The organism is Trinickia sp. HAY1-2D (assembly GCF_056754935.1).
Map to the genome: position 1 here is coordinate 1 of NZ_JBPGWX010000002.1, position 13,990 is coordinate 13,990.

Below are 13,990 nucleotides of genomic sequence, written 5' to 3' on the forward strand. Positions count from 1 at the left end.
GGATTTCTTCAACTCCTCTCGGGCGAATCGCAAGTTGATGGCATTGAATATTGCGCCGATGCCGGCGAAACCCGGTTCACCTTTGGCAACCAGCCGGAATTTTGGCATATAGATGTTCTCGACGACATCCGGCGTCAGCGTCGCCGCAGCCATCTTCCGGGCCACATTCGGCGGAGCCTTGACGCTAGCCAGGGCTGCCGCTTCCTCTTCGGCGCTCTGCACCGCCACGAACTGCTTTACTTTGACTTCCAAATCCTTCTCCCCGGCAGGCGGGGCCTTTTCTTGCAACCGATTCTTCACCTTCTCCACATCAATTTTCTGCCGTCCCGGCATCATTTCCTGCATCTGCCTAGCGATATAGTAGACCCACTGATTGGGCGAACCCCACAAAGCTTTGAACTCGAACAGCTTTTTCGTCCGCATACACATCGCCGCATAGAGCACTTTTGCGGCCGTCGCATCCACACTCGAACTAACAGCTTGGACAATCGGCCCTCCGGCCTCGTGCAGCAGACGTGCAAACGAGCTTGCGATTATCCCTTTGAGGCTGCGGTCGGCCATCTCGGCGACCTCTTCGATCTTGCTATAAGCCTCGATGAGCTTCGCCACGGACTCCCGCATTTCGATATAGGGGTAACTTGAAGCCTCCTTGACCTTCTCGCTCAACACCGGGTGATTGAGCACAAACGCGCGCAGCAGCGGGTTGCGCTTATCGGAGACATCGCCCTTCGCCCACTTGACGAGCACGTCGACCGTCTCCTTGCGGTCCGCCGCGCCCTCAATGCAGTTCGTGAGCATATTCGTATAGCTCACACCGCTTCGGCAATTCCCCTCTTCGTAGTCGAATTGAAAAACGTCCAGCAGCGCAGCACTGGTTAGCCAAGCTTTGTGGTCCTGCGAAAGCGGCACTAACGTACTCGTCTGCTCTTGCTCCAACTTCGCAGCCATATTCCGTTTGAAATCGTCGATGGCTTGCGACCGGTAGTGGAACGTATACGGTTTCCACGCTTCGGGGCCGGCACTGACGAGATCCGCTTCCTTCATCTTCTCGATGCTCTTGAGCTGCTTTTCGAGCAGCTTCCCGCCGTCAAAAATCGCAGTTGTGCCCAGCCCCTCATAGGCATTGGACTCGAGCAGACGCGAGCCGCTTTCGACGTCCTCCTTGGCCGACGCAACGACGGCTTCGTGCAACGCATCGATGGCGCTCGCGGTCCAGATCCCGTGCCCGTATGGCTCGAGCGCAGCCCCGAATGCCAGCCGCTGTTCGAAGTTCAATTCTTGCGTGATCCCGACCGGATCCCAGAGCGCGAAAACGAGCCCTTTCTCAGGGGTGATGGAGTCCATCGCCTTCTTCAACGCCGGTCCTTGTCCGGCGCGGTTGTGATACGGGAAGAGGGCGGTCGTCAGTGCCTCCGAAGGGTTGGCCTTGTACTCGCTCAGCAGGTCGGCAACGTGTGTCACGCTATCCGCGTGATGCTGCTGCGTGCTGCCGTCGAACCACCCCGTTGCATCGAACTTTTGCATTCGCTTGTCGCGGCAGCCCATGAAGTTCGATGCATACGCGTCGCGGACCTTTTTCGTCCACCGCTCGTCGCTGAAGGCGATATAGACGACGCCTGCCTTTTCGGCATCCTCGATAGTGATGCACTGCGCCAGTTGCGCATGTCCGGCCTGATGACAGTTGAACGGCTGTTCGAGGCTCCGGTCGATATTCATATCGAGAGGGTATTCGTACAGATTCCCTTCGACAGTCACCGCATATGCTTGCCAACGCCCGGTCTTCGGATAGAACACGTACACATAGCCGTAGCGCAGCGTGCGCAACGCGTACTTGGCCTTTTTCAGCGCGATGTTCGTCACCCCGTCGCCGAACCTTCCGCCCATGAGTCTCATCGCGCCGGCGGCGCTGTGCGCCTTCGTATCGGCGAACACCGAGTAACGGACCGGCAAGATGGGCAAGCCCTTCTTTTTGCACATGTTGCAGCTGCCGGGCTCGCGCGTGGATGCCTGCATTGCCGCTGTCGTCAACTGACCGATATTCGAGAAATCGAAGTCGTAAGCCATATTCTTGTTTCGTTAAAACGTGTGGCGATGCCGCGGTCATTGGTACTGGATGCTTTCGCGCGCGATGGCTTCCCAATCGCCCTGCGTCCAGCGTGCGACGGTCTCCGCATACGGCGCTTTGTCAGGCGCCTGCAACACGGTCCGCACACGAGGATGGCGGTCGAAATACGGAGAGACGATCGCGCCGTGCAGGGCGAACGCGAGCAAGTCAGCGCCAGAACGGCCATACATCTCGCCCTTCGCCAGTTGCGCATCGAGCAGCGAAGGCATGCCGGGCTTGAGAGGCGCACCGCTGCCAAGCAGTATTTGAAGCGCCCGCTCGATGACCTCGATGCGCGTAACTTGCTCGTATTGCGCCTTCGTAATTGCAAACTCCTCGTTCGGGGCTTTTGCGCCCTCGAGTCTCACCCATTCCGCCGCGCTGTCGAGATAGGACCAACGCGTCACGGGCCCCATCAGCGCGCCGAGTTGTTCGGGTTTCAGTATCCATCGCAAATGCGCAAACACGCGCGGATCGTAGAACCGGAAAATTGAGGTTCCTTCCGTAGGCTTTGGCAGCAGCAGGCGGTTCGCCAAATGCCGCCGCAATCGAGTGGATGCTTTATCGCATTCGAGAATGGCGCAGATGACCGGCGGCGTTCCTGCGGCTCGGTCGCGTTCCGCTTGCTCACGCAGTGCCGGCAACTGCTCGTCAGGATGCTCAGCGCAATACAGCATGGGCGCCGTGCCCTCCAGCTCCGGTCGTGTCTCGGGAACGAACTCGCCGACGTCGTAAATAGGCGGCGCGCCCGGCAGTTCGAGCTTGCCGTTGAGGGGCTCAACGATGACATAGTGAATCATGCCGTGACCTATACGAGCGCAGCGCCGGACTGTGCCGCTGCGCCCATCTGCTGGGCGCAGGATTTGGCGGCTGTGAGCTGCGCGGAGGCATTCTCACTTGCCGGTCCGTCGACCACGAACTGTGCGCCCTTGACCTCGACCGTTCCCGGCGCATGCAGATAGATGTTGCCGTCGGCCAGTCGGATCGTCGCGCCGCCCGCTTTGAGCGTGATCTCTTTTTGCGCAGTGACCTCCACAGCACTAGCCGTCGAAATAACCTTCACGGTCTTGTCAGCCGTGATTTCGATGTTGTCCGACTGCGCTTGGAGTTCGACTTTGCCTTTGCCTGCGAACAACTTGATACCGGCGTTTTGCACGAAAAAGCTGAGCTTGTCGCCGACGCTCGCAATCCAGGACTTCGCCGCCGACACATACGTGCTGGAGCCACTCACGAGGTTGATATGTTCGGTAGCCGCTGCGTGCAGCGATTGCTGAGCCGACAATCCCATACCGGAGGGGCTCGCCAGCAGCATGATGGGCTGCGAAAACGAGTTCGCAGCACCCGTGCCGCCGCCAGCGGTGCGGCCACCGCTCATCGTTCCTTGAGCATCGTTCTGTGTGGATGCGGCGAAGTCTTTGATTGCGCTTTGCGCCTCATCCAGCCCCTCAGCCTGGCCGTCTGCGGCCGCGAGCGACCGTCGCTGGATCACGCCGCTCGAGTCCATCAGATGTCGAGTCGCCTCCTTGGCATCGAGCGCCTGACTCGATGTGCCGCCGCGCGCATAAGTCGAAACGTAAAGCCCTTGTCCTGCGCGTACGGTACCCGACGAGTCGGTCTTCAAGTCGAAGCCCGTGCCGAGGTAATTCCCGCGTGTATTGCCGCTGTGGTCGACGAGGTACCCGATGTGGAGATATGAATTTGCCGTCGAGCAATAAAGTTGCGCGCGACTTTGTGCCGTCGAGTCATCGAAAACGAGCTGATTGAAACCGTATCCGCCATACTCCTTGGACTTGAAGCCGGACAACAGGCCGTTCGTATGCCAGTGCGGCGTATTGATACCGTTGAAGAGCACGCCCGTGACGACGGGCCGGTCGCAGTCCCCGTCGATATAGTCGATGGCGACTTCGTGACCTACCCTTGGAACGAACACGCCCCCGAACGTGCTCCCCGCATGCGGCGAAACCACGCGCAGCCAGCATGAAGACGACTGATCTTTGTTCCCCAGCCGGTCCCGATGCATCTGCACCTTCACACGGTTTAATTCATCGGTGTACACCTCTTCATTGGCCGGCCCGACAACCGTTGCCGTCTGCATATGCATTGCCGGCTTCTTGTGCTCGAACGGGCTCCGATACGGGACTCGCTTGCGTTGCGCCTCGATTTCGACGAGAAAGAAGCTTTCGCCGCCGGTTGGATCGGTCGACGTAAACACCGTCTTGAGGTCCTTGTGTTCCGCGCGAACGCGTGCCATTTGCCGCTGCAAGCTGTGCGGAAACGGGCGGCTGTTGCCGAGCGGCAGATTATTCTGGATGTACCAACGAACGGCGATGGTCGCAAATTCCTGGTCTTGAGCTTTATCGGCGTCATGCTCCGGATGGCCTTTCAAGCTGAACCACCGGCCCGCATCCATGCACCGTACGCTGCCAACGCCAAAAAATCGCTTGCTCCGCGAATCCAACTCCTCGAGGCGAATGCGAACATAGCGTTCGCCCGGGTCTCTGCCCCCCTCGCGCACCGGAAAACTGTAGTGCCCCGCGTACTCATAGACCTCGAGTTCTTGGGGCACTCCGCCGCGTTGCGCCCAGGAAGTTCCGGCGCGCGCTCTCGGCGTGCTCGGGAGCTTGTAATCGGCCGTGCGCACCGCGTATGCAACGCTCTCGACGATGCGCTCGCTGTCCCACTCCACGAGTGTGTCGATACGGCCTTCTCTCTCGCCACGATAAAACGTGACCTCTTGCGAATCGAGCGGCCCGAACCGGCCAATGTCGTCTGTGATGACGACCGTATGTGACTTCCCGTCGTTCGCTTGTTCGATGTACGTGAACCAGCCTTCGGATTCCATCAGCCGGTGGACGAAGATCGCATCGGTCTCGTACTGTGTGCAATAAGAGCGCTTGGCGCCCGCGTCCCCGACCTCGAACCGGTAATGTCCCCTCGCGAGCGCATGGCCTTCGAATACCTGCGCAATGATGCCGGCTGTCGTGAGGTCTTGAAAAATTCTCGCGTCCTTTCGGTGCCGCAGAAATCGCATCCATGACGACAGCGAGAGCTGATAGTACGTGAGGCCACCGTCTCCACCGAGGCGGCGGGTTGCGAATACATAGCCGTGATAAGGAAGATACGTGCCGTCAGGCTGGAGAATCCACAACGTGACCGGCTGCCCCATCAACTTTTTGAGTTCGAGGGTTCGCTCTCGCGAGACGAGGTCGATTATGAGTTCAAAGCCTCGGCCGATACGGGATTCACCGACCACGCGCTGAGGCAAGAGCGTAGGCGTCCCGTCCGGGGTTTGCAGTATCAGCGTTCGGTTGGCTTGCTCGACTCCCGTCTCGAGCATGAGCGAATGAGCTGACCTACCCATATCAAATACCCCTTTCCAGACACATCGGCAATCAAAAAAATGGAATCTTAAATTAAATGGCTGGTAATGGAAATGACTTATGCCACTGGCTAAAATATCTTAAAAACTATTAACTATTTTCGGGAATTTATGCCAGGTGAAAACGTTTTAGGCGGCGTCGAGCTGCGCCGTGGCAGGTATCTTTTCCTTACATGACCCGACGGGCACCTGCCGAGCTATGTCGAATCCCGACGGCACGCCAAGCTCGTTGGCGACGTCGTTCTCCAATTGGGTTGCCGATAGCGATCGGCAGGCCGCTGCCGCGCCCCTTTCAGTCCCCCTTAATTTCGTCCCCGATCTGCCGTTATCGACAGTGTCCGTCCTCAATGCAAAACGGGGGGATGGAATGCGAAAACCAATCAAACGAGGGAAACGATGATCTCGAAGATTTTTGCAGTCTCGGGGGCGGTGGCTGTGCTGACGCTGGCAGGCTGTGCGGCGACGCAGCCGAATATCGATGCCGCGCATACCGGCAATGAGCAATTGAAAACGAGCTTGGGTTCAGGCGTGGCAGAGCCCACCCTCGATACCAATGGTCACGAGATCAGCGCGGCGGTGCGCGCCGGGCTGATCGACGCGTTCGACCAGCAAGCGAAAAAAGCAGGCGTGAAGGTCGGGCCGGGCGGCGTGCCGGTCAAGATCGTCGTTACCGACTACGCCGCGCGATCGGGCGTCGCGCGCGTCCTGCTCGGCGTTCTTGCCGGGCGCGATCACATCAAAGCGACCGTCAATGTTGGCGATGCGAATTTTGAGGTCGAAGACGAAGCTCATTCGACCATCAACGGGATCGACGTCGTCGCAGAAGATGTGGGCATCGAGGCAGCGAACGGCGTGGCCAAGCTTGCCGGTTTGTCCGTGGGTCAATAAGAGCGCCTGCGGCCTAAGTACAGGGCCTTGGCGTTTTCAAGAACTACTGGGGCTCAGTGGGCGGCTATCGCAAGCTCCTGATATCGAGAAATATGATCGACAGGCAACTCCGCGACGTAGCCCATTCACCTCGCAGCCTCGGGACGATACCCCGGAAGTGCTCGCGCTTCCGGGGTATGCGCAAAGCGAAATGCCGTCGCCAGCATCTCGGCAAATCCCTCGATCGTCCCCGAGTCGCCGCTGACGTGTTCTCGCAGATAGTCGGCCCATGCAAATTTTGCGTTGAACTCCCCGGGGTTTTCAAACACACGGGCGATGCGCAGAAAGGCCGCGAGGCTTTGATACGGGTCGTCCGGCATCTGCGCTATCGAAGGTGGCAAAGTCCCGATGTCGACTTTTTCGCCCCGCTCGTTGAAGGGATGGACCCAACCTCGCTCCATCATGGCCGCAAGGAAGTCGATGTCGTCGAGGTCGCGGAAATCCATCTTGACCTGCACCGGCGCGCGTTCGATGCCCAGTTCGATCCATGCTCGAGCCCAATGATGATGATCGATGACATGCAGCACGCTGCCGGGACCGCGAACGACCGCAATCGCACGCTGCTCCATGAAGGCATAGCGCGAATCGGCGCAAACCGCGCGGGTCTCGGCCATTTTTCGTCTGACGTGAATCATGCCAACTGCGAACTGGGTGGGGCGCAAATCGCGCAGCGTGGCAGAAGATTCCTTCATTGCCTTCCCCCCTCGGGATCGCCGGCCGTCATCTGTGCAATCGGCCATTCTTCCCGCAGTGAACGATGCGTGGATGGACAACCCGTATTGACGCAACGAGCGTTCCAAAGAGGTTGTGGCGATTCGGCTGCTTCCTCAAATGATGCGTTGAGCGGTATCCGTCGCATGACTCGCAGCCGGGAAACAGTCAGATTTTTGCAACAGCAGACACGTGCTTTGCCGAGCGAGCATAGAAAGGAAGTGGAAACAAATGGATAGTAATTTGAAAGAATTTGGCGCACATGATTTTGCCATGATGTCGATGATCGTCAGCTACAGAGCGATACGTGGCCTGTGGTCGCAAGGATCGGCTTGCACTCGTCGAACATTACAAAATTCAAACGACCTTGGGCGAAGCCGTGAGTCGCCTGCCAGAACCCTTTCAATTCGAAAGAATTTTTGTAACCATTGGTAACTGATTTGTCTGATAGCATTTCCCTCGTTTGCCGCGGCGATAGGCACAGACAGTTTCAAGCCAGCGGCGAAGAGGTTCTTCAAAAAGAAGTTCGCATAACAAGCGCATGAGCGAGAGGCGATACAAACGGCCCCGCCGACGCGCAGAGAGAAGACCATGCAATTCCGTAACCACCGTGCGGGGCTCACGGGTGAGACGGTCGATACGCAACGGAGGATGCCGTCGTGGTTCGGTCGATATCTGGGCACTGCGGTACTTTTATCGATCGCCGTATCGCATTCGGCGCAGGGCGCAGGCGCGCAAGGCATCGTCGCTGATGGCGGCACGGCCACCACTGTCTCGACCGCTGCGAACGGCCGGCAGACGGTTGCAATCGCACCCGCCGTCTATGGCGTGTCCAACAACACCTACACCAGCTTCAACGTCGGCAAAGCCGGCGCCACGCTCGACAACTCGGGCATCAACGCTCGCACGATCGTCAATCAGGTCACCGGTACGAACCCAAGCCTGATTCAAGGCGACATCACGGTTGCAGGCCCGCGAGCCAATGTCATTCTCGCGAACCCGAACGGCATCACCGTCAATGGTGGCTCGTTCGTCAACACGGGTCACGTTGCACTGACGACGGGCCAAGTCAGCTTCTCCGACGTGCAACTGGCCTCGGGCCAGTTTCAGCGCAACGTCGTATTGAACACACAGGGCGGCACCATCGTGGTCGGCTCCGGCGGGCTCGCCGGTACATTGATCGGGCTCGAGCTCATCGCGAAGCAGATTCAAATCAACGGGCCGGTACAGAACAGCTTCAGTTCCGGCACTGCATACGTGCGAGCGGTGGCCGGTACGACACAGGTCACGCTGAATACCGGAATCTCGCCCAACGACAACGGCAACGATTGGCTCTCGCTCGCCAACAGTCAGATCGCCAATCCGAACGCCATCGCCATCGATGTCGAGCCGACGGGCAGCATCACGGCAGGCAGCATCCGCCTCATTGCGAACGACCTCGGTGCAGGTGTTCGCAGCGCGGGCACGCTCGTAGCAAACGCCGGCGATTTCACGCTCAGTGCCGCGGGCGACGTTCAACTGCTCCAGGGCAGCAGCATCGCGGCCGCCGGTGGCATCACCGCCCAGGCTGGCGGCGCGATCTCGCTGACGGCCGCCCACGTTCAGTCGGGTGGTGACATCGTGTTCTCGAGCAGCGGCTTCTCGGCGTCGAACGTGGGCGTCAGCGAATCGACGATCGCGTCGGGAGCGGGCGGTGTTCTCATCAAGAGTACCGGCGACATTGCCAATACGAGCAGCCTGATCCAAGGCGTAACACGCATCAAGAACAACACCGAATCGAAGGGCGCTGTCACGCTCTCGGCCACCGGCGAAGTGACGAATGCGTCGGATACCTCACAGCCCTCGACGCTCGGCGTCATCTTCGGCAGCAACGACGACGTGTCGCTGACGGCGGGCGGTAATGTGAACAACCGCAACGCGCGTATCGAATCGAACTACAACGTGTCGATTGCGGCTCAGGGCGATATCGATAACGTCATCGACCATACCGAAGGCGCAAATGGCGGCAAGTTGACGAGCTACTCGAGCCACGGTCATCGCTGGCTCGTTTTCGCTGCGAACGACGACGGGTTTTCAGTCGACTATGGCGCGCTGCCCGCGCCCGCGCAACTCTCGTACATCGTGTCGGATGCCGGCAGCGTCTCGCTAACCGGCCGCAACGTCATCAACGCGGGCGGCAGCGTCATCGCGAACGGTGACAAGACGCCGGACGGAAAGCTGCTCGCGAACGGCGGAAACATCGCGATCACGGCGCAGCAACAAGTTGTCAATCAAGCCATGTTCACCGGATCGGCATCGTTTCGCCGCTCCTGCTTCATCGTTTGCCATCAAAGCGCATCGAGCACCATCCAATCGTTCGGCGGGGCGATCGAGGCAAGCAATGACATTGCGATTACGGCCGGCACGCAGGCCGTCAACGTCGGCGGCAACGTCTACTCACAAAACGGCAATGTGACCGTCATCGCACCCATCGTCTCCGCGCAAGGGGTGAGAGGCTACACCGCGTACAACCGCAACGCGGGGCTGAAGGCGTGGTTCGGCAATAGCTGGGCGGCGATTTACGCGGCCGATGACGGCGGGCTCTTCACTGCTGCATCGGGCGAAGTGCGTCTTGTCGGGCAGGGTGTCGTACAGGGTGGTGCGTTTTCGGGAGCGAAGGGTGTGAGCGCAACGAATGGCATCGTCACGATCGCTCCGCCTTATCGGCAACCGATGGGAATCGGTAATCACGTCGGGCTCGTGTCATGGCTCGGTCTGTGAGAACGGCACTCGTTCGTATCGTGGCCGCCTGCGCGCTCGTGAGCGCGGCATGGCAAGCGGCTGCGCAAACGCCCCCGCCGCCTGGCTTGCCGCCCGCGCTGCCTACCGTGCAGGACCCGGGGCAGCGCCTGCTCGACGAGCAACGGGCACGTCAACGCCAGCGCGAACTCGATGCCGCGCCGGCGCAGATTCAGGCGGCGCCCGGGGCGCTGCCCGCGATTCCGAATCTGCCAGCGGGCGCAGACGTCGAATCGTTGCCGGAGACCGGGCCGACGTTTCTCATTGAGCATGTCGTTTTTGCCGGCGACACGGTGTTGTCCGCGCGACAACTCGATGCGGTTGCGCATCCGTTCATCGGCAAGCACCTCGGCCGCAATCGAATCGATCTGCTGCTGCGGCGCTTGACCGAGGCCTATATCGCCGAGAGCTACATCACCACGCGCGTCTATTTGAGCACGCCGCAGAATCTGGCATCGGGCACGCTGTCGGTCACCGTCGTGCCGGGGCGCATCGAAGGCATCATGCTCAACGGCGCAGCATTGCGTCCCGCGCCGCCCCTGCCCAAGAGCGGCTTGCCGAAGACGAGCGGCGGCGGATTGCTGACGGATGCCGGTACCGCATGGGCGTTTCCGGAGGGCGTCGGCGACGTACTGCGGTTGCCCGATCTCGAACAAGGCGTGGACCAGATCAACCGCTTGCGGCGCAACCAGGCACAGATTCAGATCCTGCCGGGACAGGCCAGTGGCGAATCGATCGTCGCCATCGAGAACGCCTACGGCAAGCGGTTCGCCTACAACTTCGGCATCGACAACTATGGTTCCTCATCGACGGGAACGCTGCGATATCGCGCGGGTGCGGAAGCCGATAACGTGCTCGGCTTCCAGGAATCGTTCGGGATCTCCTACATCGGCACGACCGACAGCAATGCGCTCGTCTTCTCCGCTGCCGTGCCGTATGGCTTTCACACATTCAGCTACACGACTTCGGTATCCGAGTATCAGCAGGCCATCGGCGATACGGCGTTGCTGCTGGGCCGCACCTTCAGTCAAAGCATCGGCTGGAACTACGTGTTTGCGCGGTCTTCGGCGTCGCGCTTCGCGGTGGATGCGACGCTGACGAAGCTGCGCGCCGAACGCGACATCAATGACATCGATCTCGCGCCGCAGAGTCTGACGGTCCTCCGTGTGGGCGTATCGGGCCTCTGGCACTTCTCGTCGCATGGCGAGCCCGCTGCCTTTAACGCGGAAACCGGGGTGGCGCAGGGCGTGCCGTGGCTTGCCGCGGTACACGACGCGCATGGCATCGGCGAGGCCGACGCGCACGCGCAGTTCACGCGTCTCGATTTAAGCGCCACGCTGCAAATGCCGTTAGGACATATCGGGCCGACAGCATGGACTTATCGCGGGACGTTCACCGGCCAATACAGCCACGATGCGTTGTTCGGCAACGAACAGCTCTTTCTCGGCGGCAGCGATACGGTGCGCGGTTTCACGCAGGGCAGCGTCAGCGGCGATAGCGGGTTTTATCTGCGCAACGAATGCGTCTGGACCAATGCTCCGGCATGGCGCGACGGTCATTGGGAGTCCTATGTATTCGTCGACGGCGGCAAGGCACATCTCGTCGCCCAAGGCGGCTGGCCCACGCTGATAGGAGCCGGCGCCGGTGTGCGCGCGCAATGGAAGGTGCGTGCGAGGCTGGTTTCGGGCGAATTGCTCGCCGGACAGGCACTGACGCAGCCTGCCGCGATGGGACGCAAGGCGAGCGTAGTGCTTTTCACACTGAACTTGGCGACGTAGCTCGCGAGATGCGCGAGCTGCGAATGCCGATTGATCCCGAGAGGGGAAGGACGAGGCGATGAACGAGAACTTGAGAGCAACCATGAAAAACAGCGTACGCGTAGTGCTGATGGTATCGGCACTGGCAGTGACGGGAGCCGCCGTTGCGGCGAAGAAGCCGGCATCGGCTTCGGCGCAGGCGCCTGTCGCGGCCAGTGCGCCGTTGCCGGCAGGCGCGATCGCCCGCGTGAACGGAGTGACGATTCTGGCGGCGGATCTCGATGCGGCGGTGCGTGCAAGCCGGCAGCCCGACACGCCGGCGCTGCGGACATCGCTGAAGAATCAGTTGATCGCGCGCGAGCTTTTCCGCCAGGCGGCGCAAAAGCAGCATTACGACGCGCATGCCGACGTGCAGGCCATCGTCGAGCAGACGAAGACGACGGCGATGATGCAGGCCTATTTGAAGGATGTCGTGAAGCCCGCGCCCGTCACCGATGACGAAGTGAAATCGAAATACGACGCCATCGTCGCGACACTCGGCGAAAACGAGTACAAGCCGAGCGCGATTGCGGTGAAGGACGAGGCCACTGCCAAGACGATTCTCGAGCAACTGAAGAAGGGTGGCGATTTCGCGCAACTCGCGAAGCAATACAGCCAAGGGCCGAACGCGGCGCAAGGTGGTGCGCTGAATTGGGTGTCGTTCAAGACGCCGATCACGGCCGGCAGTACGCAGAACTGGCCGCAGCCGCTTGCCGAGGCACTCGTGAAGTTGCCGAAGGGGGCGGTTTCGAGTGCGCCGGTGCAAGTGGGTGACGCTTTTTGGATTTTGCGCGCGGACGATATGCGCAAGACGCAAATCCCGACGCTCGATCAATCGAAGGACGGCTTGCGCAAGGAACTCGAGCAGGTCGCGTTGGCCAAGGCGACGGCGCAGGTCGTGACCGAGCTCGTCAAAAGCGCGCACATCGAGCAGTGAGATGCTGAAAAGCGGCGAGCCCGGGGATCAGCGCTTTTAAACGAGACATTCGACAACAAAACCTCAACCACAAGAGACCAACGATATGGACTTACACAAACGTATTCCTCGCCTCGTCGCTGTCGCGATACCTGTTGCGCTGCTGAGCGCGTGTGGCTTCGTGGCTCCGCCCTACACGGCGTCGGTCGACAACATTCAAGCCCTGAAGAATGCATCCGGCGCACATGCGCGCGTCGGCACGTTCGACTCCCAGTCGAGCACCAAAAACTACTATCCGATTGCCCTGCGCGCGAACGTGATGCGCTCCCCGGTTGGCGATTCGTACGGCAGCTATCTCGCCGATGCGATGACAAAGGAGCTGACGATGGCAGGCAAGCTTTCGCCGCAATCCGATGTCGAGATCAAAGCGACATTGATCGAAAACCACGTGGATGTCGGCTTGGCGACTGGCGAGGCCGCGCTGAGCGCGCGTTTTATCGTCACGCGCGGAGGCGCCATCCGATATGACCAGGTCAAGACAGCCCATACCCAGTGGGAATCGGCTTTCGCGGCCATGATCGCGGTCCCGAAAGCGCGCGAAGAATATCCCCTGGCTGTTCAAAAGCTGTTGGGCGAGCTTTACGCGGACCCAGCGTTTCGCGAAGCAATCGAATAGGCGCAGGCAGCGCGTTAGAGATCGACAAACCGTTTCACCCCACGCAAACGAGGACCAAAAAAATGGCATTGATTCACAAAATCGCAGTAGTTGGCATGATTGCAGCGTTGTCAGGTTGCGCACACGAAATTTCGTTGACGGGCGACCCCGCCAAGCTTCCTGAGTTGTCGACGAAACCCATCGAAAAGAGCGTCGCCATGGTGATTTCGGAAGACGAGTCCGCGCGCGAGGTCATCACGCCAGGCGGAGGAGGCGACAAAGTCAGTTACCACCCGTATCACGACCTGGAGCTTCCGATCTACGTCGGTCTTGGACATGTGTTCAAGAACGTCACGAAGATGAAGAAAGCGCCGGATGCGGAAGCTATGCGTGCGCAGCATCTCGACTATGTCGTTGTCCCGTCGATCACGACGAAGTCATCGTCGCCTAGCCTGCTGACGTGGCCGCCGACGGACTTTACCGTCGCGCTGACCTGCACGATCACCGATCCGACGGGCCAGAAAGTGGTGGTCGAGGACGTGACGGGCACGGGCCACGCCGAATTCAGCGAATTCAAGCGCAACTTCGGTTTGGCCGGACAGCTCGCGGTTGCGGATGCAGTGACGAAACTGCAGACCGCGCTGGCGAACGAGCCCAAGTTGCAAAAGTAATAGCACAAAGCCGAGCCCGTGGCCGCGGGCTCGGCAATACGCAATGGGCAGTC

Annotated in this window: 10 protein-coding genes; 6 read left to right on the forward strand and 4 right to left on the reverse strand. The window is 60.0% G+C overall.

Features of this window, described 5'->3' with window-relative positions:
- The 3 genes from ACR9ZC_RS06930 to ACR9ZC_RS06940 all read right to left on the reverse strand — a co-directional run.
- Positions 1-2,064 (reverse strand): T6SS effector BTH_I2691 family protein (locus ACR9ZC_RS06930; RefSeq protein WP_481579750.1); only part of this gene is annotated, 2,064 nt, incomplete at its 3' end.
- A gap of 36 nt (positions 2,065-2,100) precedes the next feature.
- Complete coding sequence (locus ACR9ZC_RS06935; protein ID WP_481579751.1) at positions 2,101-2,904, reverse strand: DUF4123 domain-containing protein; 804 nt, start codon at positions 2,902-2,904, stop codon at positions 2,101-2,103.
- 8 nt (positions 2,905-2,912) lie between these two features.
- Positions 2,913-5,465, reverse strand: coding sequence for a type VI secretion system Vgr family protein (locus ACR9ZC_RS06940; protein WP_481579752.1), 2,553 nt, complete (start codon positions 5,463-5,465; stop codon positions 2,913-2,915).
- A gap of 453 nt (positions 5,466-5,918) precedes the next feature.
- Here ACR9ZC_RS06940 and ACR9ZC_RS06945 point away from each other — a divergent pair, with 453 nt between their 5' ends.
- Positions 5,919-6,371, forward strand: a complete 453-nt coding sequence (locus ACR9ZC_RS06945; protein ID WP_481579753.1) for a DUF4410 domain-containing protein — start codon at positions 5,919-5,921, stop codon at positions 6,369-6,371.
- A 125-nt stretch (positions 6,372-6,496) separates the two neighbouring features.
- On the opposite strand, the gene ACR9ZC_RS06950 is transcribed toward ACR9ZC_RS06945, so the two are convergent.
- The gene (locus ACR9ZC_RS06950) at positions 6,497-7,102 is read right to left on the reverse strand and encodes a ParB/Srx family N-terminal domain-containing protein (RefSeq protein WP_331571526.1); all 606 of its coding nucleotides are present in this window, start codon (positions 7,100-7,102) and stop codon (positions 6,497-6,499) included.
- 610 nt (positions 7,103-7,712) lie between these two features.
- Here ACR9ZC_RS06950 and ACR9ZC_RS06955 point away from each other — a divergent pair.
- The 5 genes from ACR9ZC_RS06955 (at position 7,713) to ACR9ZC_RS06975 (ending at position 13,937) form a co-directional block, all read left to right on the forward strand.
- Complete coding sequence (locus ACR9ZC_RS06955) at positions 7,713-9,881, forward strand: two-partner secretion domain-containing protein (RefSeq protein WP_481579754.1); 2,169 nt, start codon at positions 7,713-7,715, stop codon at positions 9,879-9,881.
- Complete coding sequence (locus tag ACR9ZC_RS06960; RefSeq protein WP_481579755.1) at positions 9,866-11,677, forward strand: ShlB/FhaC/HecB family hemolysin secretion/activation protein; 1,812 nt, start codon at positions 9,866-9,868, stop codon at positions 11,675-11,677. Before ACR9ZC_RS06955 ends, ACR9ZC_RS06960 begins: the two co-directional genes overlap by 16 nt.
- Positions 11,678-11,759: 82 nt before the next feature.
- On the forward strand, positions 11,760-12,632 hold the full coding sequence (locus ACR9ZC_RS06965) for a peptidylprolyl isomerase (protein ID WP_481579756.1): 873 nt from the start codon (positions 11,760-11,762) through the stop codon (positions 12,630-12,632).
- A gap of 85 nt (positions 12,633-12,717) precedes the next feature.
- Positions 12,718-13,287 carry a hypothetical protein gene (locus ACR9ZC_RS06970; RefSeq protein ID WP_440562151.1) on the forward strand — a complete coding sequence of 190 codons (570 nt, stop codon included), beginning with the start codon at positions 12,718-12,720 and terminating at the stop codon, positions 13,285-13,287.
- A 62-nt stretch (positions 13,288-13,349) separates the two neighbouring features.
- Positions 13,350-13,937 (forward strand): hypothetical protein, encoded by a 588-nt coding sequence (locus ACR9ZC_RS06975; RefSeq protein WP_331572841.1) that lies wholly within the window; start codon positions 13,350-13,352, stop codon positions 13,935-13,937.
- Positions 13,938-13,990 lie beyond the last annotated feature (53 nt).

Coding starts and splice junctions, on each gene's coding strand:
- ACR9ZC_RS06950 (WP_331571526.1), bottom strand. CDS start 7,102: ATGAAGGAATCTTCTGCCACGCTGCGCGATTTGCGCCCCACCCAGTTC.
- ACR9ZC_RS06970 (WP_440562151.1), top strand. CDS start 12,718: ATGGACTTACACAAACGTATTCCTCGCCTCGTCGCTGTCGCGATACCT.
- ACR9ZC_RS06940 (WP_481579752.1), bottom strand. CDS start 5,465: ATGGGTAGGTCAGCTCATTCGCTCATGCTCGAGACGGGAGTCGAGCAA.
- ACR9ZC_RS06955 (WP_481579754.1), top strand. CDS start 7,713: ATGCAATTCCGTAACCACCGTGCGGGGCTCACGGGTGAGACGGTCGAT.
- ACR9ZC_RS06965 (WP_481579756.1), top strand. CDS start 11,760: ATGAAAAACAGCGTACGCGTAGTGCTGATGGTATCGGCACTGGCAGTG.
- ACR9ZC_RS06960 (WP_481579755.1), top strand. CDS start 9,866: ATGGCTCGGTCTGTGAGAACGGCACTCGTTCGTATCGTGGCCGCCTGC.
- ACR9ZC_RS06975 (WP_331572841.1), top strand. CDS start 13,350: ATGGCATTGATTCACAAAATCGCAGTAGTTGGCATGATTGCAGCGTTG.
- ACR9ZC_RS06935 (WP_481579751.1), bottom strand. CDS start 2,904: ATGATTCACTATGTCATCGTTGAGCCCCTCAACGGCAAGCTCGAACTG.